Source organism: Subsaxibacter sp. CAU 1640 (genome assembly GCF_023156585.1).
Taxonomy (GTDB): Bacteria; Bacteroidota; Bacteroidia; order Flavobacteriales; family Flavobacteriaceae; genus JBPOFM01.
Genome location: NZ_JALNMI010000001.1, coordinates 827,769 through 849,571, shown reverse-complemented (window position 1 = coordinate 849,571; position 21,803 = coordinate 827,769). Strand labels below are relative to the sequence as shown.

The 21,803-nt window shown below is 37.0% G+C and carries 16 protein-coding genes and 6 tRNA genes; 8 read left to right on the top strand and 14 right to left on the bottom strand.

Features of this window, described 5'->3' with window-relative positions; translation table 11 throughout:
• Positions 1-68: 68 nt before the first annotated feature.
• The 11 genes from M0G43_RS03690 to M0G43_RS03640 form a co-directional block, all read right to left on the bottom strand.
• Complete coding sequence (locus M0G43_RS03690; RefSeq protein ID WP_248023583.1) at positions 69-1,169, bottom strand: slipin family protein; 1,101 nt, start codon at positions 1,167-1,169, stop codon at positions 69-71.
• 308 nt (positions 1,170-1,477) lie between these two features.
• Complete coding sequence (locus tag M0G43_RS03685) at positions 1,478-1,651, bottom strand: hypothetical protein (RefSeq protein WP_248023582.1); 174 nt, start codon at positions 1,649-1,651, stop codon at positions 1,478-1,480.
• A 23-nt stretch (positions 1,652-1,674) separates the two neighbouring features.
• Positions 1,675-1,734, bottom strand: a tRNA-OTHER gene (locus M0G43_RS03680).
• A 1,308-nt stretch (positions 1,735-3,042) separates the two neighbouring features.
• Positions 3,043-3,115: transfer RNA gene (locus tag M0G43_RS03675), tRNA-Phe, on the bottom strand.
• A gap of 171 nt (positions 3,116-3,286) precedes the next feature.
• Positions 3,287-3,362: transfer RNA gene (locus M0G43_RS03670), tRNA-Lys, on the bottom strand.
• Between the two features lie 6 nt (positions 3,363-3,368).
• Positions 3,369-3,440: transfer RNA gene (locus tag M0G43_RS03665), tRNA-Glu, on the bottom strand.
• A gap of 5 nt (positions 3,441-3,445) precedes the next feature.
• Positions 3,446-3,518 (bottom strand) — tRNA-Asp (locus tag M0G43_RS03660).
• Between the two features lie 5 nt (positions 3,519-3,523).
• Positions 3,524-3,607, bottom strand: a tRNA-Tyr gene (locus M0G43_RS03655).
• A gap of 32 nt (positions 3,608-3,639) precedes the next feature.
• On the bottom strand, positions 3,640-4,221 hold the full coding sequence (locus tag M0G43_RS03650) for a hypothetical protein (RefSeq protein WP_248023581.1): 582 nt from the start codon (positions 4,219-4,221) through the stop codon (positions 3,640-3,642).
• Positions 4,222-4,953: 732 nt separating this feature from the next.
• Positions 4,954-7,539, bottom strand: coding sequence for a phosphoenolpyruvate carboxylase (locus M0G43_RS03645; protein ID WP_248023580.1), 2,586 nt, complete (start codon positions 7,537-7,539; stop codon positions 4,954-4,956).
• Between the two features lie 146 nt (positions 7,540-7,685).
• The gene (locus M0G43_RS03640; protein ID WP_248023579.1) at positions 7,686-8,018 is read right to left on the bottom strand and encodes a single-stranded DNA-binding protein; all 333 of its coding nucleotides are present in this window, start codon (positions 8,016-8,018) and stop codon (positions 7,686-7,688) included.
• A 174-nt stretch (positions 8,019-8,192) separates the two neighbouring features.
• Between M0G43_RS03640 and M0G43_RS03635 the strand changes: the two genes are divergently transcribed.
• Together M0G43_RS03635 and M0G43_RS03630 are read left to right on the top strand one after the other, a co-directional pair.
• Positions 8,193-8,837 carry a spermidine synthase gene (locus tag M0G43_RS03635; protein WP_248023578.1) on the top strand — a complete coding sequence of 215 codons (645 nt, stop codon included), beginning with the start codon at positions 8,193-8,195 and terminating at the stop codon, positions 8,835-8,837.
• A 53-nt stretch (positions 8,838-8,890) separates the two neighbouring features.
• Positions 8,891-9,241 carry a hypothetical protein gene (locus M0G43_RS03630; protein ID WP_248023577.1) on the top strand — a complete coding sequence of 117 codons (351 nt, stop codon included), beginning with the start codon at positions 8,891-8,893 and terminating at the stop codon, positions 9,239-9,241.
• Positions 9,242-9,243: 2 nt separating this feature from the next.
• Here M0G43_RS03630 and M0G43_RS03625 read toward each other — a convergent pair whose 3' ends face one another.
• Entirely contained in the window at positions 9,244-9,753 is a 510-nt protein-coding gene (locus M0G43_RS03625; RefSeq protein WP_248023576.1) for a CBS domain-containing protein, read from the bottom strand.
• 113 nt (positions 9,754-9,866) lie between these two features.
• Between M0G43_RS03625 and M0G43_RS03620 the strand changes: the two genes are divergently transcribed.
• Positions 9,867-12,167, top strand: a complete 2,301-nt coding sequence (locus M0G43_RS03620) for a M28 family peptidase (RefSeq protein ID WP_248023574.1) — start codon at positions 9,867-9,869, stop codon at positions 12,165-12,167.
• A 133-nt stretch (positions 12,168-12,300) separates the two neighbouring features.
• Entirely contained in the window at positions 12,301-12,984 is a 684-nt protein-coding gene (locus M0G43_RS03615; protein ID WP_248023572.1) for a hypothetical protein, read from the top strand.
• 68 nt (positions 12,985-13,052) lie between these two features.
• On the opposite strand, the gene M0G43_RS03610 is transcribed toward M0G43_RS03615, so the two are convergent.
• Together M0G43_RS03610 and M0G43_RS03605 are read right to left on the bottom strand one after the other, a co-directional pair.
• A complete protein-coding gene (locus tag M0G43_RS03610) occupies positions 13,053-15,128 on the bottom strand; it encodes a M13 family metallopeptidase (RefSeq protein WP_248023570.1) in 2,076 nt (691 codons plus the stop codon).
• A gap of 139 nt (positions 15,129-15,267) precedes the next feature.
• The gene (locus M0G43_RS03605; RefSeq protein ID WP_248023569.1) at positions 15,268-15,798 is read right to left on the bottom strand and encodes a hypothetical protein; all 531 of its coding nucleotides are present in this window, start codon (positions 15,796-15,798) and stop codon (positions 15,268-15,270) included.
• Positions 15,799-15,983: 185 nt separating this feature from the next.
• On the opposite strand from M0G43_RS03605, the gene M0G43_RS03600 reads away from it, so the two are divergent.
• The 4 genes from M0G43_RS03600 to M0G43_RS03585 all read left to right on the top strand — a co-directional run bounded on the left by M0G43_RS03600 (position 15,984) and on the right by M0G43_RS03585 (position 21,689).
• Entirely contained in the window at positions 15,984-16,946 is a 963-nt protein-coding gene (locus tag M0G43_RS03600; protein WP_248023568.1) for an NAD-dependent epimerase/dehydratase family protein, read from the top strand.
• A 191-nt stretch (positions 16,947-17,137) separates the two neighbouring features.
• A complete protein-coding gene (locus tag M0G43_RS03595) occupies positions 17,138-17,719 on the top strand; it encodes an RNA polymerase sigma factor (protein ID WP_248023567.1) in 582 nt (193 codons plus the stop codon).
• A gap of 5 nt (positions 17,720-17,724) precedes the next feature.
• Positions 17,725-18,459 (top strand): tetratricopeptide repeat protein, encoded by a 735-nt coding sequence (locus tag M0G43_RS03590; RefSeq protein ID WP_248023566.1) that lies wholly within the window; start codon positions 17,725-17,727, stop codon positions 18,457-18,459.
• 2 nt (positions 18,460-18,461) lie between these two features.
• Entirely contained in the window at positions 18,462-21,689 is a 3,228-nt protein-coding gene (locus tag M0G43_RS03585) for a CHAT domain-containing protein (RefSeq protein WP_248023565.1), read from the top strand.
• The last annotated feature ends 114 nt before the right edge of the window (positions 21,690-21,803 follow it).

The window sequence follows — 21,803 nt, the reverse complement described above, 5'->3', positions numbered from 1 at the left end:
TTTTGGGCAAAAGATACAGCGAAAGACGCGACCACGCTTTTTTCAGCGTGGTTACGCCCTTAAAATACTCATTTTCCAGAGAAAATCTCCTTTAATTGAGTGACAACTCCACCATTTCCAGAGACGGTAATTTCACCGATTTTTTCGGCAATTTTTTCTACATACTCCATCTCCTTCAACTTGAACAACATCTCATTCTCCTCCATCAACTTCGCAGTGTTCAACAAGCTACGAGTAGAAGCGGTTTCTTCTCGCCTGGTAATGATGTTGGCTTGCGCTTGCTTTTGTGCAATCAAAACACGATTCATGATGTCTTTCATCTCACCTGTCAAAATCACATCACGCATACCACAGCTCAAAACCTTGACACCCAATTCAGATGCTTGTGTGGCAACATCCTTGAAGACTGCCTCGGCAATGTCTTCTTTGCGTTCCAACAACTCATCCAAAGTGTAAGTACCCACATAACCTCGCAATGCCAACTGCATGGCAATGTACAATTGCTTTTCATAGTCTTTGCTTCCCAAAAGCGCTTTCTCGATATCGACCACTTTGTACTGTGTATAAAAGTTGATACGGATAGCCGCCTTATCTTTGGTCAACAATTCTTGACCTGAAATTTCCAATTGCAATTGACGCAAATCGACTTTTGCAATCTTGATGGTTGTGTCGTTCCTCCAAAATCTGTAAGTTCCGGCATCCAAGGTTTTTGTGTACACATCATCTACCAAAAGCACTGCTTTTTCGTAGGCAGCGACTTCAAAAGCTCGGATGTATTGGCTCAACATAGTCTTACCGAAAAGCGCCTTATCTATTTTCTCGGTGATGTAAATCTTGCTTACATCGGCACGGACGAACTCGCGTTCGACCAATCCTTTCCAGTACACATAGCGACCAGATGTCAAAACGGTTTTAAGGTTCTTGTTTTCAAAAACCAAAACCAATTCGGTATCCTTGACCTCAACAACGTCCAACATTGCCTCCAACGTTTTGTCTTTAAGCAAGAGTTCCAACGCTATTGGAGCAATGAAAATACTTGAAAGGTCATACACCAACACTTGAAGGTTGAAACCAAACAACCAGTGTGTACCTTGGGTAATCACTCTTTGGTAGTCTCCATTTTTGAAGACCAATCCCACTTTTCCTGCATTAATTCTTACTCGTTTCATGTTCTTACATTTTTAAATTAAACAAATCTGTTGACAATCCCGTAACGGAGGCGTTGTCCGCTTCAATAAGCGATGACGAGTTCATCGGATTTTGAAGTTTATTATTGACGTAGTTCACACGCGATTTTCATTAAAAAACAGTCGATTGTAAATCATCTTGCCAGTACGGAACTACTCATATTAAAAGCGTCGAAAGCCAGTGTTGGTTATTGGGATTAAAAGCGTAAGTCTATAATGACTTTGATTAATAATCTGAATAACTTACAGTAGCAATGTCTGCAATTAAAAATCAGTATTTCAAGGTACTTTTAAGATTGCTCAATTCCTGTATGAACAGAAATCTCTGCCGATTTACAATCTTCTGTTTTGTCAATTTTTATTGAGCAGTGTGACGGACTGCTTACTATCAGTTTTACAAGATGATAAGCTTTGGTGGGTTTCTTCAACCCTGTTGCTACGTTAACATCGTAGTGCTCTGCCATTGAGCTACAAGGACTTATAGGGCGCCTTGGCAGGAGTCGAACCTGCGCAAAAAAGATTCTATTGTTCTAACCACTGAACTACGGGACCATTTTATCTGTATACATGGTGGTCCCGGTGGGAATCGAACCCACGACCGATAGAGCCGAGACAATTTTTTGGAAAACAGCCGAAACCTCCAAGTCTGGTTGGATATGAAAGCGTGATACGAAACCGCAACCGTTCATACAATAGTGCCATACAGAAACACCCAACAAGACCAGCTTGATATTTTCATTCCTGCGCAGGCAGGAATCTATGTACCTCTTACCAGATTCGAACTGGTACTTTTGCCTTTGCAAACAGATTGGCTCCAAATGCGCTTCCCTACTTATGTTTCGGTGCTTCTGCAAATTCTATTCATTAGCAAGCGCGTCGCTAACAACATCTTCCAATCACTCCATGGTCTCGAATCAAAATCTTTTACCACAGCTCTTCCCTTTAAGCTAAAGAGGCCTAATATTTTAAAAAAGCGTGCTGGGAATACCTTCGCTTTTGGACAAACTTTCCTAGGATTATCGCTTTCGCGTTCTCTAGTTTTCCACGCTCATTCCGTTGCTTTGGAAATCACGTATCTGTCCGATGCCAGAATACACTGCAGCTGTTCGGCAATTTAGACTCGGCCTGCATAGTGGTTCATTGACCACGCTTTGCAATTACGAGGGTTGGCTCCCTCACCGTTCATAGGCGTCCCTTTTCAGGGCGGCCTATTAGAATATTCACCGCACGATAAAGGCTTGCGACCTTTAACGTCCCATATCTTGCAATGGGTTTAGGCAACTACTAGCTGCTGCAATGCCCGAAGTCTTTTGCGATTTTTGCTTAACCAATAAGCTAAAAGAAGGAAATTCTTTTACTAGGAATCGAACCTAGACACAAAAGTGTTGACCTAGGAGAAGAGCTTCGGAAATGGCTTCGTAGATTTTTGCCTACAAAATACCAACCTTCTCCTTGTGTGTTTCCCAACACACGGTGTGTTAAGCTACCGAACAATTTCTTGTCGGGTAACTCTAGTACTGCAAAACGCTCCGCAAGGCTGGATGACCTTTACGTAACCCTTTACTACAACTTTTCCTATTGATGTCTCCATCTCAAGCCTAAATGAGTCGGCTATACATCCTTATGCGCTTCAGCGGTCGCCCCTAGCTTATAGTAATGTATGTTTGTTGCTTGCTTACCTGCACTATTCCCAAAAAGTAAATAGTCTCCGTACGCAGTGCCTGTGTACAGATTTATCCTTGTTACCAAGTTTATCTAAAGACGATAAGCCGCCTCGTCATCCATAAATGATGACGATTTTTTCTATGATGAAGCAATTTCAAATACTTCATCTCATTTCAATGAACTTATTTTGTGGAACAGACAGGACTCGAACCTATATCTTCGGATTTTCAGTCCGACGCAATGACCCACTTTGCTACTGTTCCTTTTTTAAGTGTTCACCAAGGGTCGAACTTGGTCTTGAAAGACGATACTTTCCGTGCGAGCCGTTACACTATGAACACTTTTTCGTAACCTCAATAGTCCCGATGCTTCGGGAGAACCCATACTGCAAGGTCCGTAGCCTTGCGTGCTATCCAATTACACTATAAGGTTAATGGTTGAAGTATTGGGAATTGAACCCAAACCACCCAAGTTAAAAGCTTGGTGCTCTATCTATTAAGCTATACTTCAATTCTGAACTCCGTAAGGGAATCGAACCCTTGTCTTCTCATAGAAAGTGAGATGCACTAACCATTATGCTAACGGAGCATTCGCAGTACCGACGAGATTCGAACTCGCAACTCCTCGGGAGACAACCGAGTACTCTAACCTTTGAGCTACGGTACTATTTGTGGGAATTATAGGATTCGAACCTATTCAGTTTTAAAACAACAGATTTACAGTCTGCTTCAGCTCTCCAACTCTGACGAATTCCCGATAAATCGGCAAACTCTTGTTCGCCGATTTTTTACAACAAATTATTCAAACGGTCTAGAAGCCAGTTTTTATCAGCTCTCACTGCTTCTTCCTTTTGAAGAACCTCCTTCTCACGAGCCTTGTTGTTTTTGGCCTGTCTTTTCTTGACCACTCGTGAAATGACCTCATCTACAAAATGTATGAACTCATTGTTCATTGCAAATTGTTTTGCCTCTGCCAAAGCAGTTTCAGCTTTCTCAAATTCGCCTATGGCTTCAAACAAAGTACCTTGTGCAAGTTCAATACCTGCTTTGTCAATACCTTTGACGGTTCGGGCAAAATCAATCAACTTTTGGGCTTCTTCAAAATCCTCATAGTTAACCAAAAGCCTGATGTAATCTGGATATACATCTGGGATATCCAATCTAACAGCCAAAGCTTTTTCATAATATTCTTTTGCTGCTTCATAATCACCCATTTGCTCTACTTGAACCTTTGCCATCAAACAAAGTGCTTTCACATTTTCTGGTTCGTACGACAAGGCATAGTTCAAAGCTTCCATCGCTTTTTCAAGCTCCCAAGGGTATGTCTCCAAAGCACGGAACAAATACCTGTTGTTTAAATTAGTTTCCATTGTGTTCAATGACTTAATTACTGTTTAAAAGCCACACGACCTTCGTGCGCTCTAAAACTGTTCAGATTGATGTATTCTTGATTTTTTGAAATAAAAAATCCGAAACAGTTGGTTTGCTTCGGATTCTTCTCTGGAAAGTAATTATCTACAGAAAATACCGAAGCCGCGTGAATGACTCTTGGTCATATCCTTTCGTTTTAAATGCTGGACGTATGTTTAGCATGGCTTCTTTTTGTTTGATATTTAATCTTGATGCAGTCTTTGTTTTTTTTGAAAACTGCGATGCAAAGATTAAAACGATTTTTTAATTACGCAAATAAATTTTTGAATTAATTTATTGATTATCAATTATTTATGTAAATTTTAATACATAGATTTCCCTGTCCGCAGCTTGCAGATGCTTGAGTGAAATTGCAACTATTTGTCTCTTAATTGCTTACTCTTCAATCTCTGATATTTTAGTTTTGACTATTTATATTCAAATTTTTTCAAAAAAAAAGCGTCCAATTTCTTGGACGCCTGTTAACTATATAGATTTTTTGGTTTAAATCATCATCTTAAATGCTTAAAAATAGTTACAAAACGTCCTGTGAGGAATGGATTTTCCATCTCAATTCCGCGATAATCACACTGACTAAACAGTGAACCAGGTGCTTTATGTACTATTGATTTTCTCATTTGTGTTGCAAATATGAACTCTTTCTGACCAAAAATCCAAATTTATTTTAAGTTTTAAGCCGAATTACGACTCGCATTGATATTACCGAACAACGAGCGTGTAACCAATTTTTCATAGGTTTCCAAAAGGTCCTTGTCTGAATTTTTTTCCTTTTGAAGTTCTTGAATCTTCTTTAAAGCATATTGTTGAATGGTCAATAAAGGCAAGACAATCGACTCTCGAACATCGATGGAAGCCTTTCCTGCAGGCTCTTCTTCCATCAATACTTTGAATCCTGTCAGTTTCAACAATAAACGTTTCGTGGTTTCATATTCTGTGTGAATGATGTTCCAGAATTCACCGAATTCTGGGTCGTCTGCCATATATTTTGTCAAACCAAAGAAAGATTTTGACAAGGACATCATACTGTTTTCAATCAAGGTTTTGAAAAAGTTTGATTCCTTGTAGAGTTGCTTTACTTTGTCAAATTCGCCTTTGTCCTCATAAACTTTCAGCGCAGTTCCAACGCCAAAAAATCCAGGAACATTCTGTTTTAATTGGCTCCAACTTCCCACAAACGGAATGGCCCGCAAATCTTCAAACACCAAATTATCAGATTTTCCACGTTTTGACGGACGACTACCAATGTTCGTTTTTGCATAATACTTCAAAGTACTCATACGCTCCAAATAAGGTACAAACATTGGGTGGCTCTTGAAATTTACATAAGCCTGGTGGCTTTTGTGCGCCAAATCATCCATCACTTTGGTATTGGCATCGCTCATTTTGAGATTTGTTTCATTCAAACGATTCAAAATTCCGGAGCTTATCAATTGCTCAAGATTGTACTGTGACGAATCCAAAGTTCCAAAATTGGACGAAATGGTTTGCCCTTGAATGGTCAATTGCACTTCTTTGTCTTCAATAGTTGGGCCCAAGGACGCATAGAATTGGTGCGTTTTTCCGCCACCACGAGCTGGTGGCCCACCTCGACCATCAAAAAAGATGACCGTGACACCATATTTTCGCGACATCGTCGTGAGACGTTCCTTGGCTTTGAAAATCCCCCAATTTGCCATCAAATAACCACCATCTTTGGTACCATCACTAAAGCCCAGCATAATCGTTTGGCGATTGCCACGCTTTTTCAAATGCTTACTGTACGTTGGATTTGTATATAAGTCTTCCATCACTTTTGGCGCATTTTCCAAATCGGTAATGGTTTCAAACAAAGGCCCAATATCGACAGTCAATTCTTCTTCAAACGCGACCAATTTCAGCATAGCATATAATTGCATAACATTCAAAGTCGTTTGATTATTGCTGATGATGTACCGATTACAGGCTTGCTCACCATTCGATTCTTGAATGGTTTTGATGACCTTCATCGTTTTGAGCGCCTTCAAAACCTCTTCGTCTTTTATCAAGTTCAAATCGACACTTCCTTTGACATTTGAAAGGACTTTTACCTGTTCTTCTTCAGAAAGTTCAAGATAATTCTTTGGAAAAATTTTGCTACCAGAATCAATCAATGTCTGCACCATAGTAGTGAATACCGCATTGTGGGCGCGGCTGTCTTGACGAACATCAAGCGTTGCAAAATGATACCCAAACAATCGGGTTTTATTGATGAGGCTATTGATGTCGTCAAGATACAACGACTGATGCTGCTCGATGATGATTTTTTTGATGGATTCTAATTCAGACACAAAATCTTCAAATGCGATGGCGTGTTTGGCTTCAGGATGGATGCTGCTTTCATAAAATTTCGTCTCGAGCATTGTCATTTGAGCTTCTACGCCTTTAAAGGTCAGGCGTCGTTTCAGTCGGCGAATGTCTCTATAATAATTTTTGAGAATGGTATGCTTTAGTCGCATTGCTACACGTAAGGTAATTTCAGGTGTCACAAACGGATTCCCATCCCTATCGCCTCCAGGCCAGAAACCAATATTGATGATATCATTTGAAAGCCGCCTATCTTCAAAAATATTTTGCTGAATATAATCGAAAATCATTCCGAAGGATTTATAAAATACATTCTCTAAATACCATATCAAACTGACAGCTTCATCATAAGGTGTAGGTTTTGTATGCTTGAAAAACGGTGTTTTACCTAGTTGCGCCAATAAATCATTGATGGCCAACAAATCATTTTTCTTGATGGCTTCAGTCAAATCTGTAATGATGCCCAACACCGCTCCAGGATAAAATTGAGTAGGATGCGCCGTCAACACAATACGCACCTTAAATTCTTCAAGATATTGTTTTAAAGTCTCGAGTTTCTGCTCGGAGCTTGCCGATTCTTTCAAACTACGCAAGGTTCCTATGCCGTCCATATTGTTCACAATTGGGAACGCAGCATCTTCAATTGCGTCAAACAATACTACTTGTCGCTCAATGTATTGAATAAAACGAAACAGTAGATTGATTTGGCTTTCACTGGAACGTCTTGCTTGGTATTTTTTAAAGAACGTCTCAACTATGGTGGTAGGATTGTCACCTTGGTCAAAACCTTTGGTACATGTTTCATGAAATAGAGGTAGCAGTGCGCCCGTTTTCGTGATCGTGTCAAAAGGTAGCGTCATAAAGATGCTATTATAAATTTGATATTTGGAGAGCACATTTTGCTTAAAACGTGTCAATTTTGGTTGTGTGGACATCGTATGAAAAATTCGTTTCTATAAAAGTACTAAAGCCTAGTTAAAGAGTTACATGTAGAAGAAAGTTTTACGAATTATTTAAGTTTTAAAGTTCATTCATAAAAAAAGGCCCTCAAATGAGAGCCTTTTTTCACTTTTCAATCGAATTATTTCCCCAACATCATCAATTCGCTGCAAACTATTTCGGTTATATAGCGTTTGTCACCATCTTTAGTTTCGTAGCTGCGAGAAGTTAATTTGCCTTCAACCGCGACTTCCTTTCCTTTGGTCAAATAGCTCTCCGCAATTTTAGCGGTAGTTCCCCAAGCGACAACATTGTGCCATTGTGTGTCCGTTACTTTCTCGCCTTTTGCGTTTTTGTAACTCTCATTAGTGGCGATAGAAAATTTTGCCAACTTTTTTCCTGATTCAAGATTGATGATTTCAGGATCGTTTCCTAGATTACCAATCAACTGTACTTTGTTTCTTAATGTGCTCATGATTTTAAATTTTTTACGTTAAACAGTTAATACTATTGAATATCATTCGGTCAATTCAACAAGGCAAAGATGCGACGACTTCCAAAAGATATTCGGTTCTTATACACTTAATATCGTTTGTAAGCGTTTACAAATGGATTATTTCTTGAGTTTAATTTCCTATATTTACCGATTATGTCTCGTCTTTTAAGCTACATCTATCCTATCACCAAAAAAATAAAATCGGATTATAGCGGTTTTCTGGAAATCACTTGGTACAATGGGAAAAAGCACCTCAATAGCAAAAATGCCAACTATTCATACGGTGCCCTCCAAAAAGTGCTCAAATTTGGATTGGAACAGGTGGATTTAAAAAAAGTGAATTCCATACTGCTTCTTGGGCTTGGTGGTGGATGCGTTATTAAAACACTTCGGAAAGACATGGCATACGAAAAACACATTACGGCTGTCGAAATTGACCCTGTAGTCATCAAAATCGCCAAAGGCGAATTCGGGATTGAATGTTCTGGACAATTGGACATCATTTGCAACGATGCTGAAGCCTTCATGTCATTGAACACAAAAAAGTTTGATTTAATCATCATCGATTTGTTCATCGACCTTCAGGTGCCGTCGCAATTTATGAATATAAATTTTTGGCTTCGAGTCATTGAATCGCTGGGGAGTAAGGGAGATATCATCTTTAACATGGCAGTAAAAAATCCAAATATTAAACAAATGAAGTCAATTGTTTCGACTCTCAAATCAAATACGTTTCAGGTAGCTGTCCATGACAACGTGAACCATATGAATACAGTGATTATAGCCCATAAATTGTAAAGACTTAAAATCAAAATATTTGTATCTTGTGATTCTATAACAGTCTGTAGTTTATGAAAAAAGAATGTTTGGAATGCGGCGAAAAAATTGTGGGCCGGGCCGATAAGAAGTTCTGTGATGACGCCTGTCGAAATGCCTATAACAACAATATCAACAAGGACAGCACCAACCTCATCCGCAACACACACAATCGGTTACGTAAAAACTATAGAATCCTTGAATCGCTCAATCCTGGACAAAAAACAACAGTGCCAAAATCAAAATTAATGGAGAAAGGATTTGACTTCAATCAAATAACGAGCATCTACAGAACTAAAGTTGGGACAGTTTACTACTTCGTATATGACCAAGGTTATTTACCTATTGAAGGTGATTACTATACGTTGGTAAAAAAAGAACAGTAAATCTATTGCTGGTTGTTCTGCTCCAAATTATTATTTTTGGTAGTGGAATTCCAATTTTCACCCTTCAGTTTCAAGGCAGCTTTTAAAATATCTTTCTGACTGATTTGGCCAACCAATTTCCCATCTTGGATAATAGGGAAGCGTCTGTGTTTTGACTCCAAGAAAACATTTGCAGCGTCAAAAACGTTCATATTACCATCAATGGTGTCCACATTTCTAATCATTCTGGCTTCGACAGTGTCGTTTTCCATGGGCATATTGTAATAACGGCTTTCACTTATTTGTTTCAAACAATCACCTTCTGAAATGATCCCTACCAATTCGTAATTGTCATTTACCACAGGTCCTCCAGATATTTTATGTCTGATAAGCATTTCTACCACACTGATGACTTTTTGTTCAGGTTTAAACGTGATTAAATCTGTAGTCATAAAATCTTTAACCTTGAAAGGTGACAACTCCACCTCTTTTTGTTGTTGCTTACGCGCGCCTTGAAAACTTTTGATTGCCATAACTGAATAATTTGTGAATTCTAAATTTAGCTAAAATTTGTGATTTAACCTAACGTAAAAAGGCATTGAATAATTTCGTATTTTTATAAAAACCAACTAACACCAACTAAACGATGTTAAAAAAAGCCACCGCACTTCTGCTTATTATCATTGCTGTTTATTGGAGCTTTTATGCTTTGATGCCTCATAGCATTTCTGGCTTGGATACGCCAGATAATCAATTCTCAACTGACAGAGCATTGGTTCATCTCAAGGAAATTTCGAAACAGCCTCATTATGTAGGCGCCGAAAACCATGAAACCGTCAAAAACTATATCGTCTACGAGCTTGAAAAGTTAGGGTTGGAAACCCAAATTCAAGAAGACAATACCTTGACAGATTGGGGAACATTTGTAAAACCAAAAAACATCTTGGCTCGCATTAAAGGATCTGACAATTCCAAGGCATTATTGCTGTTATCTCATTATGACAGTAATCCACATTCTTCTCTAGGTGCTAGTGATGCTGGCTCTGGTGTTGTTACAATCCTTGAAGGCATAAGAGCTTTTTTAAGCGAAAAAAGGGTGCCTAAAAACGATATCATCATACTCATTACCGATTCCGAAGAATTAGGGTTGAATGGTGCTTCTTTGTTTGTAAACAAACATCCATGGGCAAAAGACGTTGGATTGGTACTTAATTTTGAAGCGCGTGGCAGTGGTGGCCCGAGTTATATGTTGGTCGAAACCAATGGTGGAAATCAAAAATTGATCGAAGGATTTAAAGAAGCAAATCCAGATTATCCAGTGGCAAATTCATTGGCTTACAGCATCTATAAAATGTTACCAAATGATACCGATTTGACACGCTTTAGAGAAGATGGTGATATCGATGGCTTTAACTTCGCATTTATAGATGATCATTTTGATTACCACACAGCACTTGATACTTATGAGCGTTTAGACAGAAACACACTTGAACATCAAGGAAGTTATTTGATGCCTTTGCTGCATTATTTTTCAAATGCAAATCTCAACAACCTCAAGAGCGATTCTGATGACATTTATTTTAACGTGCCGTTATTCAAAACGGTTAGTTACCCATTTTCGTGGGTTTTACCTATGCTCATTTTGGCAATTTTGATTTTTGTTGCCTTGGTTTTTTATGGCATCAATAAGCGCACTCTGGACTCCAAAGAAATGGCAAAGGCTTTTTTACCAGGAATTGCTGCTGTGGTAATCAATGGTTTGGTAGGCTATTTTGGATGGAAATTGCTTTGTGTTGTTTATCCTCAATACAACGAAATGCTGCATGGATTCACTTATAATGGCCACGCCTATATTTGGGCCTTTTCTTTGTTTTCAATCGCAGTTTGTATGTGGCTATACAATAAAGTTTATAAACCCGAAAATACAGCCAGTTTAGCTGTTCCTCCTCTCTTTCTATGGTTAGTCATATGTGGAATCATTGCATTTAAACTAAAAGGTGCCAGTTTCTTCATTATTCCATTGTATTTTGGATTGATAAGCCTGTTTGTGCTGGTAAGGCAAAAACATCCAAATATCATTTTGATGACATTACTGCTCTTTCCAGTATTGATGATTATGTCGCCTTTCGTAAAAATGTTTCCCGTAGGTTTAGGGCTGAAAATGCTGGTAGCTTCCACGTTAATGGTGTCTCTGATATTTTCATTGTGCATTTCAGTATTTGGTTTTTCCCGATATAAAGATCGATGGTCATATATTCTATTTGCTGCGTCTTTCGTGTTTTTGATATTGGCTCATTTCAAATCTGATTTCACTGAAGATCGACCAAAACCAAACAGCCTTGTTTATGTTTACGATGCTGATAAAGATGCTGCCGTTTGGGCAACCTATGATCATGTTTTGGACGATTGGACCAAACCATACCTCACCGAAAATCCTGATGAAGCAGACACATTTTTAAACGAAAAATTTAGCAGTAAATACAAAACACCTTTTACTTATAGCAAAAAAGCAAACATAAAGCCGCTAAAGTTACCTTATCTCGATAAGCAAAAAGACACAGTCATTGCCGGTTTGAGACATGTGAAATTATTTATTTCACCTCAAAGACACATCAATCGGATGGAATTTTTTGCAGACTCGACTTATACGTTTCTATCTTTCAATTTGAATGGAATGAAAATTGAAAAACCTAAAAATTCTATTTCAGTTTTTGGCAATCGGAAAAGCAGCAAATTGTTCAGTTATTACGTATCTGATGAAAAATATCTTGAAATGGAATTTATAATTCCAGCAGAACAAAAAACGGAATTTACACTCTATAGTTCTTCCAATGATATGCTGAACAATTCATTATTTTACGTTCCTGAACGACCTGCAACTATGATCCCCAAACCATTTGTTTTGAATGATGCTGTAATCGTTAAAAAGGTGATTACTTTAGAATAATTCTGTTGACTTTCCTTTGTTTTAAGTTGATGATTTTGCATTTGATTTAAGATGCATGTCTAATAATTAGCAATTTGTTGTGATTTTATCACATTAATTTTTTTAGTTTTAGCGCGTCAAAAAATTAAAACAGATGAAAAGACTTATACTTCTTTTGGTTGTTGTGGCATCGATGAGTGTGAATGCCCAAACAAAAAGTGAGCTTCAAAAGCACTTTGAAGCCTATTACAAACAAATGAAAAAACAAGGTGATGTTCAGGGTGTCATCAATGCGATGGTGCATTTAGATATTCTTAAACCTACACAAGCAAGAAAAGATACTATAGCCTATCTTTATGTTTCTGAAGGAAAAAACGTTGAAGCGTTGAATACAATTGGAATAGAAAAGAACGCTACAGATTCTGATTTGAATGTTGAAGTTAAGGCGCTAGCACTAAAATCCTTAAATCAACCAAAACGAGCATTAGAACATTTTGAAGTGTTGTTCGGTCGTAAACCTAATCCTTATTTGGCCTATGAAATTGCCGATTTAAAATTACAAGCCCAAGATATTGCTGGCGCCAAAACAAGTATTGAATATGGCTTGGCGAACGTAAAGGACGATATGAAACAAGCGTTTTACGAGACTCAACAACCTTATGAAACCTCTTTGAAAGCCGCCTTTATGTATTTAAAAGCATTGGTAATTTATAATGAAGACACCACTAACAATACTGAAGCTGCGCTTGCGCAGTTGAATCATGCGTTGGCAATCGATCCAAATTTTAATTTGGCGAAAATCAGTAAGGATGCTTTGTTGAGAAAGACGAAAGAATAAATTTTACTTTTTACAAACAAAAAAAGCAGCCGAAACGGCTGCTTTTTTGCTTTTTAGTATGGAAGAAGTTACCAAATTCTGACACGTTTTTCAGGCGCCACATACATTGGGTCTCCTTCTTTGATATCGAATGCTTCGTAAAAAGCATCCACATTCTTCAACGGTTGTGTAGCTCTATACATTCCAGGCGAGTGAGGGTCGGTTTTAATACGAGTTCTCAATGCTTCGTCGCGCATCAAAGTTCTCCATACCGTTGCCCAACTCATAAAGAAGCGTTGTTCTGGAGTGAAACCATCGATTTTATCAGGACGTCCGTTTTCTTTAAAACTTTGTTGCAAACCATCATAAGCAGCTAATACGCCTCCAAGGTCACCAATGTTTTCACCAAGTGTGAACTCTCCATTGATATATAAACTGTCAGCTACTTCTATTTCGCTGTATTGGTCTGCCAAAGCCTTTCCTCGCTTCGTAAACTCTTCAAGATCTTTATCTGTCCACCAATTTTTAAGGTTTCCATCGGCATCAAAACGAGCACCTGAATCGTCAAAAGCATGTGAAATCTCATGACCAATCACAGCTCCTATTCCACCATAATTCACGGCATCATCTGCTTGATAATTATAGAAAGGTGGCTGTAGAATAGCCGCTGGAAATACAATCTCATTATTCAATGGATTGAAGTAAGCGTTTACCGTTTGAGGTGGCATTCCCCATTCTTTTTTGTCAACAGGCTCGTTAATTTCAGAATAGTTCTTTTTCGTTGCCCAATCAGCCACAGCCAACATGTTTTCAGCATAGCTGTTGCCTGATTTTACTTGCATCTTTGAATAATCTTCCCACTCATCTGGGTAAGCGATTTTCACCGTAAACTTATCAAGTTTTGCGATTGCTTTTTGTTTGGTTTCTTCAGACATCCAATCCAAAGCCTTGATTCGAACTTGGTAAGCTTTTACAATGTTTTTGATCATTTTTTCAGCCTTTGCTTTTGCTTCCGGCGGAAATTTAGCATCCACATAAACTTTCCCGATAGCTTCGCCAACCGTATTACTAACTGTTTCTAATGCACGCTCATCAGCTGGTAACTGCTTTTTAGCACCATTTAGGGTTTTGCTATAAAAATCCCAATTGGCCTTTTCCATTTCAGTCGTTAGCATTCCTGCTGCATTATTCAATGTTGACCAACGCACCAGGGTTTTAAGGTCTTCAACAGATGTGTTTTTTAGCACAGAATTTAAAGCTGTCATATACTTTGGCTGCATAACCATCACAGTGTCCAGCGATTTTGTAACACCTAGATCTTTGATGTACTTTTCCCAATTGACTGAAGGTGTCATTGCCTGAACGTCTTTCAATCTTTTTGGATTGTTAAAGTTTCGAGCATCTCTGCTTTCTACTTTATTTAATCTTGGTTCTGCCAATTTAGTTTCGATAGCCAAGATAGTTTCAGCATCTTTTCGTCCTTTAGCTTCATCAATCCCAATGAACTTAAACATCCTGACCATATGGTCTACGTATTGCTGACGAATTTCTTTTGATTTTTCATCTTGCTCCAAATAGTAATCTCTTTCTGGCAAGCCCAAACCGCCTGGAGTAATATAAGCAGCATTCATGCTACTATCATTCAAATCAGCAAATGCTGCCAAGCCCATAAAAGGTTGAGAAATGGCCACATTTTGTGCTGTAACTGTTTGCAAATCTTCGATAGATTTGATACCATTAATCTTGTCCAAATAAGGTTGCAACGGTTTAATACCAGCTTCGTTACGAGCTACGGTATCTAATTCGGTTTCATAAATAAGAAGTGCTTTTTTCTGGTCAGTGCCTTCAGCATAAGTGTTAAGCTCTCGAGATGTGTTGATGATGTCTAACACATCTTTTCGAGTTGATTTTCTCAAAACACTGAATCCTCCCCAAACAGATTCATCATCTGGAATAGTAGTGGTTCTGTTCCAATTACCATTAACGTAATTATAGAAATCAACTTTGGGACTCACTAAAGTGTCCATGTTTTCTAAAACAATTCCAGGGATTTTTTCTTCTGTCATTGCTGTGTCATTTTTTTTGGAATCGTCTTTACATGCTACCAAAGCAAAAAAAGCCATTCCTGAAGCAGCTAAAAACTGCATAAAATTGGTTTTGTTCATAATTTAAGTTTTTAATTATGTTGGTCATCTCCTATTTCAAGGTCAATAAAACAAAGAGAATTGCATAAAATTAGTTAATTATTAGAAGCTTGAATATTACGATTGTTACATCTTAACAAAAGATTAAGAAATCTGTAATCTAATCCTCAACAGATGGGTCTTCAATAACTTGAGATTCAAACTCAAACTTTTTATTTATTTGTAGATGCAAGTTTGAATTGGCCACCAGTACTTCCTTAATATTCTTTAAAACCTCCTCTTTTTTAGCATTGGGCAACTTAAAAGTGCTGTGGAGTTTAAGTATTTTAGTTTCCAGGGCTATCAATCGTTCATTAATGGCAGGTCCGGAAACATGTTGGGGAATGTCTTTTCTTAAATCTGTGAGGAAATTAACAAGCAACTCATTTTTACCATTAAAAAAAGAAAAGTCTGCCTTTTTCAGAAACTCTATTTGCGCCAATAACTCTTGAAAACGTTGCCAATTGACAACAGCCTCTCTAGATTCTGGGCTCAACACATAATCTGTGTATTTTAAATTTTCGATGTCTTTTGCAGTGACTTGTTGACTGTCTTTTTCTTGTTGGTCTACTTCAACAACGGTTTGCTCCTCTTTGGATTTACATCCAAAAATCATCAAAAAACCAATTATGTATAGAAATGATTTCATCATATCTTTCCGTTAAAATTCACTACTAAAATGAGCTGTAAAGATAACCAAAGTTTCAAGCAATCGATATTCACAAGAGCAATGCTCCTAAAATTTGCATCTTAAAAATCGTTAATTTTTGAAGCCAAGGATTTTCTCTCGCCTTTATTCTTATTACTTTTGTTAAAACAAAAAAAGGTCATCATATAATGTCTTCAAGAATATTAATCATTGGCGCTTGTGGCCAAATAGGATCCGAACTCACATACAAATTAAGAGAAATTCATGGCAGCGAGAACGTCATTGCCAGCGACATTAGCTACAACAACCTTGAAGTGGTGAATTCGGGTATTTTTGAAATTGTAGATGCACAGGATTATTCTTCTATATTAATTTGTGTAGAGAAACATAAAATAGATACCATTTATTTGATGGCAGCCATGTTGAGCGCAACAGGTGAAAAATACCCTATGAAAGCATGGGATTTAAATATGAATTCTTTGTTTCATGTGCTCAATCTTGCAAAGGCGAAGTACATTTCAAAAGTGTTTTGGCCATCGAGCATTGCGGTTTTTGGTCCAACGACACCAAAAGACAACACACCTCAACATACTGTAATGGAACCAACCACCGTTTATGGAATCACCAAACAGGTAGGTGAACGTTGGTGTGAATACTATTATGACAAATATGGTGTTGATGTGAGAAGCATTCGTTATCCAGGAATTATCAGTTGGAAAACAATGCCTGGAGGTGGTACCACAGATTATGCAGTAGAGATATATCATAAAGCCATTACTGATGGTCAATATGAGAGTTTTTTGTCAGAAAACACGGAGTTGCCAATGATGTTTATGGACGATGCCATTGATGCCACCATTAAATTGATGGATGCTCCTGCAAATAGTCTTTCCATTCGTTCTTCATATAATCTTGCGGCCATGAGTTTCACTCCAAAAGAGATTGCCAAGGAAATTCAGAAGCACATTAAAGATTTTATCATCACTTACAACCCAGATTTCAGACAGCAAATAGCTGACAGTTGGCCAAAATCTATCGATGATAGCTACGCAAGAAAAGATTGGGGCTGGGACCATCAATTTGATTTGGAAAAAATGTCTAGCGAAATGTTACTTCAACTAGAGAAAAAATACACTACTTCAAAAAAATAATTTTCCAAAGAATGATGACATTTTAAAGTTTGGGAGATGTACCAATGAACAAGGTATTAATCCTTTAAACATTTTAAAGTGAAATCTAAACTCTTATTAAAGTTGTTAATCGTACAAATAGTCTTTTGACAGAACTGTTATTTGATGTGACTTGAATTAATTGTATATTTCTCATATTTTCCCTTAGATTCATGAGACAACACCATACAATTGACTCACAGACCCAACTTGTTGATGCCATCAAATCCAACGATTCTGAAGCATTAAAGTCACTTTACACAAACAATTATTATAAAATAGAAGCTTTAGTACTCAAAAACAGTGGCACCAAAGAACAAGCAAAAGACATTTATCAAGAAGCATTTATAAGCGTTTGGAACAATATCAAAAACGATACGTTCGTACCACAAAATGAAACGGCCTTGCAAGGCTATTTATACCAAATTGCAAAAAACAAATGGTATGATGTGTTACGTTCATCTCAATTTAAAAAAACAAATTTGATGAATCCAACGATGACATTTGAAGATAAAATCGATGAGGAAGAAAATGAGGAAGAACAAGAGATTTACAAACAGAAACTGAAGCAAGCCATGGAGGCTTTCAAAGTGTTAGGAAGTCCTTGTAAAGAATTATTGACCACATTTTATTTTGAAAAAAAATCGTTGCGAGACATCGCAGAAAAATTGAATATTGAAGAAACCACAGCGCGTAATAAAAAATACAGATGTATGGAAAAACTGCGTGAGATGGTTTTAGCCTCTAAACCTTAAAAAAATTGGAAGATAATAGCAACATATCGCAAGAACTTTTGGAAACCATTGAGCGTTATTATAATGGCTCGATGTCAAAAGATGAACTTGAAAAGTTTGAAAACAAACTAGAGCAAGATAATGTCTTTAAATCTCAAGTAGAAGACATCAAAACATTGCTTTTTGGTATAGAATCTCAATCACTTAAAGAGAAATTGGATGAGTTTCACAAAGAAATACCTCTACAGGAACAAACCGTTGAAACTTCTAGTAAGGTAAGACGATTGGATTTTTGGAAATATGCAACCGCTGCTGTTATCGTTATCGGTCTAGGCTGCTTTTGGTTTTTGAGCGGATCTTCAAACGAACGCTTGTTCAACAATCATTTTACACCAGACCCTGGACTTCCTACCACGATGAGCAGTTCTGATAATTTTGATTTTTTTGATGCAATGGTTAATTATAAAGAAGGTAATTATCAAAAAGCAATAGAGAAATGGGAGAAACTCGAACTTAAACAGCCAGAGAATGATACCATCAGTTATTTTCTGGGAGTAGCATATTTAGCAAAGAAAGAGGAAGCTTCGGCAATTAAATATCTTGAAAAAACGACTCAAACTTCTAACAGTGTATTTATGAATGATGCCAATTACTATTTAGGATTGGCCTATCTAAAAGCTGAAAATACAGAAAAAGCCATCGAGCATCTAGAGATGAGCTCGTCTGATGACAGTAAGGAATTGCTCAAGAAATTAAAATAACCATGTCCATCTTTAGACTTTTAGGTATTTATTTGTGCTTTGGCTTGGGATTTCAAATGTATGCCCAAACTTCTCACACTGAAAATCTAAAACATTTAGACAAGCTTCTTTCAGATAAGAATTTCGTTGAAGCAAATAAAGTCTTAAAAAAAGGCATTTCAGAACTAGAAGCTAAAAATTCCTATTTTTTATTGACGGATTACATTTATTACACAGGAAAAATTCAGCTTCAGCTTCAGAATCCATCCAAAGCAACTTCTGAAGTAACTCAATTCATAAAAACCATTACTTCTTCAACCGATTCATTAAAGGTTTGGCGACAAGCCCAATTGGAATTATCGACGTTTTACGAACTCCTTGGCGACTCGCAAAAAGCTTATGATGCCAATCTCGAAGCGCTAAAACTAACCTCAAAATGGAAAGATGCCACACCTGAAGATTTTGGATTGATTGAAAATAATTTAGGAACCTTGAGTACCCGAAAAGGTGATCTTGCTACAGGTGTTGCTCATCATAGAAAAGCCCTTAAGTATTATAATTCCTATGCCCAAACTGATAAAAAAAACTATTATGTTATTTATAACTCTCTTGGGGGTTCCATGTGGTTTCTCTCTAAAATCGACAGCTCGCTATATTATTTTGAGAAAGCCGAAAAAATGCTGAAGGATTTAGAACCAAATCCCATGAATTCTTTTTATAGGCCAGCAACCATCAACAATAATATTGCTGCCATTTACTCTACGCAAGGAAGCTTGGACAAGGCTTTGGAAGCCATGAGAAAAACAATAACATACCTGAATCAATTTTTAAAGTCTGATGCTGCTGACACAAAAAAAGAAACTGCAAAAGAATTTCTTTACATGTCCATCGAGAATTTGGCAGGTATTTATAAAGACATTGGAGATTTTGAAAAGGCAAAAAATTTAATTGAATATTCATTCAAAGAAAAAAAGAAAAGTTTTGATCCACAAAGTCCTGAACTCTTCAAAGCCAAAGTTCTTTTAGGTCAGATTTATTTGGCTTTGAGAGATTACAGCAAAGCGGAAAAGTATCTTGAAGAAGCCATCACTCAAATTAAGAACACAAACGGAGGTAATGCTTACTGGGAAGCAGACGCTCATTATTACATGGCAACACTTAATGCTGATTTAGGAAAAATCGATATTGCCAAAAAGGAATTCAAGATTTCTGAAGAGTTGTATGAAGTTGCTTTGGAAGGCGCATATGATGAAATTTACCTTGACTATGTTGTGAATGCTTCTCGATTTTATGCCAAAAACGGAGAAAAGCAAAAAGCGTTGGCCATGGCGCAAAAAGCGTATGATTACATCAAGAAAAATCAAGGTTCCACAACTTCCTTTGAGATACAGCAAGCACTTAATTTGGGAGGTCTTTATTATGAATTGGGAGATTATGCATTAGCTTTAGATAAAGTAAACATCACGGAAGAACTTCTTAAAAAAAAGCTTCCTACTCAAAACTCTTCTTTAGATTCAACACAAATTATTTTTTATAAGCCACAAACCTTATTGCTCAAAGCTCAATCTGATTACAGATTAAACCCAAAAGAATCCCATTCAATATTCTTTTTGCAAGATAAGTTTAAAACATTAAAGGAAGCCATAACAATTGTGGAGTCACAGAAAACCCTTATAGGAGATGGAAATAATGTATCCATTTTGATTGAAAATAATTCAATGATTTTTGAGTTTGCAAAGCAATTAGCAATTGAGCTTTATCTGAAAACCAAAGACAAAAACTATCTTAACGAGATTACAAGTCTGCACGAGTCTATTCTATACAATCGTATTCGTTCGCGCCTGAACTCTAAAACTTCCATGTCTTATAATGATGTGCCAAGCGAAATTTTAACCCAAGAGAAAAAAATCAAGAAGAACATCCAAACTGCGCTAAACGAGAGCAATAATATTGAAGCATTTATAAGAGCAAATTCTGAATGGAATGATTATTTAGAGATGCTCAAAAAAAACTATCCAAAATATTATAAATTGCGGTTTGCCGTGATTTCTAAATCATTAAATGATATTGAACAGAAATTGCCTGATAACACTACTGTGATTCGATATGTTTATTCTGATAAGGATTTGTACGCAGTTTTAATTTCCAAAAAAAACACTGAACTCTACAAACTCAATCCATCTAGCATAAGCACCAAAATTGAACAATTGCATAGTAACAATGCCTTGTTCGAAAATAATCTTTCACTTTTGAATGAACTCTACACAGATCTTTGGAAACCATTTGAAAATGCTATTAAAACTGAACATATCGTAATAATTCCTGATAGAGATTTGTTCAACCTCAATTTTGAAATGCTCACTGCAAAACCCACTATAAATTATAAAGAATTGGCTTCAAACAGTTTGCTTTCAAAATACATCATATCATATAATTACAGTCTTTTCCTAATTGATAAGGGTAGCAAAACAGTCAGTTATGAAGATAATTTTGTGGCTTTTGTTCCTGAATTTAATGACAAGATGAAATCAGATTATCAAATTGTCATTCAAGACTCGATCAGTTTAGACAAAACCTATCTGACATTACTTCCCCAGCCATTCACCAAAAGGTTGGCTAATTATTCTACCCGTTTGTTCAAAGGCACATCCTTTTTAAATGAAAATTCAACCGAACATATTTTTAAGAATAACGCCAAGGAACACAAAATCATCCACATCGGCACGCATGCAGAAGCTAACAATATTTCGCCTGAATTATCGCGTTTGGTTTTTGCAAAGTCTCTAGATTCAACTACTACAGATGATAATTATCTCTACACATATGAAATCTACAACACCAACTTATCATCGAATTTGGCCATTTTAACAGCTTGCGAAACCGGAAAGCCAACCTATCAAGCTGGTGAAGGAATGATTTCTTTGGCACACGCATTCAATTATGCCGGAAGTGAAAGTATTCTTACTAGTCTTTGGAAAATAGATGAGCAATCGAGTGCAGCCATCATTGAATCTTTTTACGGATATATTAAGGATGGTTTGCCCAAAGACAAGGCATTGCAGCAAGCCAAACTGGACTATTTGGAAACAGCACAAGGCAGAACAGCACACCCTCAATATTGGGCAGGATTGGTATTAATTGGTGACACCGCTCCTATTGAAATTCAGACTACTACAAATCTAATTTTTTGGATTCTAGGTTCGGTGGTGTTAGTAATTGTTCTAATGGTTATCATCAAAAAATTCAACTAAAGAAAAGAGCCATCCTAAAGACAGCTCTTATGCTACAATAAACCCTAAAAAATAATTTCCCTAGATTAATAGCTTCGGATTTATTATATACTCATCGCCATCATAAAAAAATGT

Coding starts and splice junctions, on each gene's coding strand:
- M0G43_RS03625 (WP_248023576.1), bottom strand. CDS start 9,753: ATGGCAATCAAAAGTTTTCAAGGCGCGCGTAAGCAACAACAAAAAGAG.
- M0G43_RS03605 (WP_248023569.1), bottom strand. CDS start 15,798: ATGATGAAATCATTTCTATACATAATTGGTTTTTTGATGATTTTTGGA.
- M0G43_RS03645 (WP_248023580.1), bottom strand. CDS start 7,539: ATGTCCACACAACCAAAATTGACACGTTTTAAGCAAAATGTGCTCTCC.
- M0G43_RS03650 (WP_248023581.1), bottom strand. CDS start 4,221: ATGGAAACTAATTTAAACAACAGGTATTTGTTCCGTGCTTTGGAGACA.
- M0G43_RS03640 (WP_248023579.1), bottom strand. CDS start 8,018: ATGAGCACATTAAGAAACAAAGTACAGTTGATTGGTAATCTAGGAAAC.
- M0G43_RS03595 (WP_248023567.1), top strand. CDS start 17,138: ATGAGACAACACCATACAATTGACTCACAGACCCAACTTGTTGATGCC.
- M0G43_RS03685 (WP_248023582.1), bottom strand. CDS start 1,651: ATGGCAGAGCACTACGATGTTAACGTAGCAACAGGGTTGAAGAAACCC.
- M0G43_RS03630 (WP_248023577.1), top strand. CDS start 8,891: ATGAAAAAAGAATGTTTGGAATGCGGCGAAAAAATTGTGGGCCGGGCC.
- M0G43_RS03585 (WP_248023565.1), top strand. CDS start 18,462: ATGTCCATCTTTAGACTTTTAGGTATTTATTTGTGCTTTGGCTTGGGA.
- M0G43_RS03610 (WP_248023570.1), bottom strand. CDS start 15,128: ATGAACAAAACCAATTTTATGCAGTTTTTAGCTGCTTCAGGAATGGCT.
- M0G43_RS03620 (WP_248023574.1), top strand. CDS start 9,867: ATGTTAAAAAAAGCCACCGCACTTCTGCTTATTATCATTGCTGTTTAT.
- M0G43_RS03600 (WP_248023568.1), top strand. CDS start 15,984: ATGTCTTCAAGAATATTAATCATTGGCGCTTGTGGCCAAATAGGATCC.
- M0G43_RS03690 (WP_248023583.1), bottom strand. CDS start 1,169: ATGAAACGAGTAAGAATTAATGCAGGAAAAGTGGGATTGGTCTTCAAA.
- M0G43_RS03635 (WP_248023578.1), top strand. CDS start 8,193: ATGTCTCGTCTTTTAAGCTACATCTATCCTATCACCAAAAAAATAAAA.
- M0G43_RS03615 (WP_248023572.1), top strand. CDS start 12,301: ATGAAAAGACTTATACTTCTTTTGGTTGTTGTGGCATCGATGAGTGTG.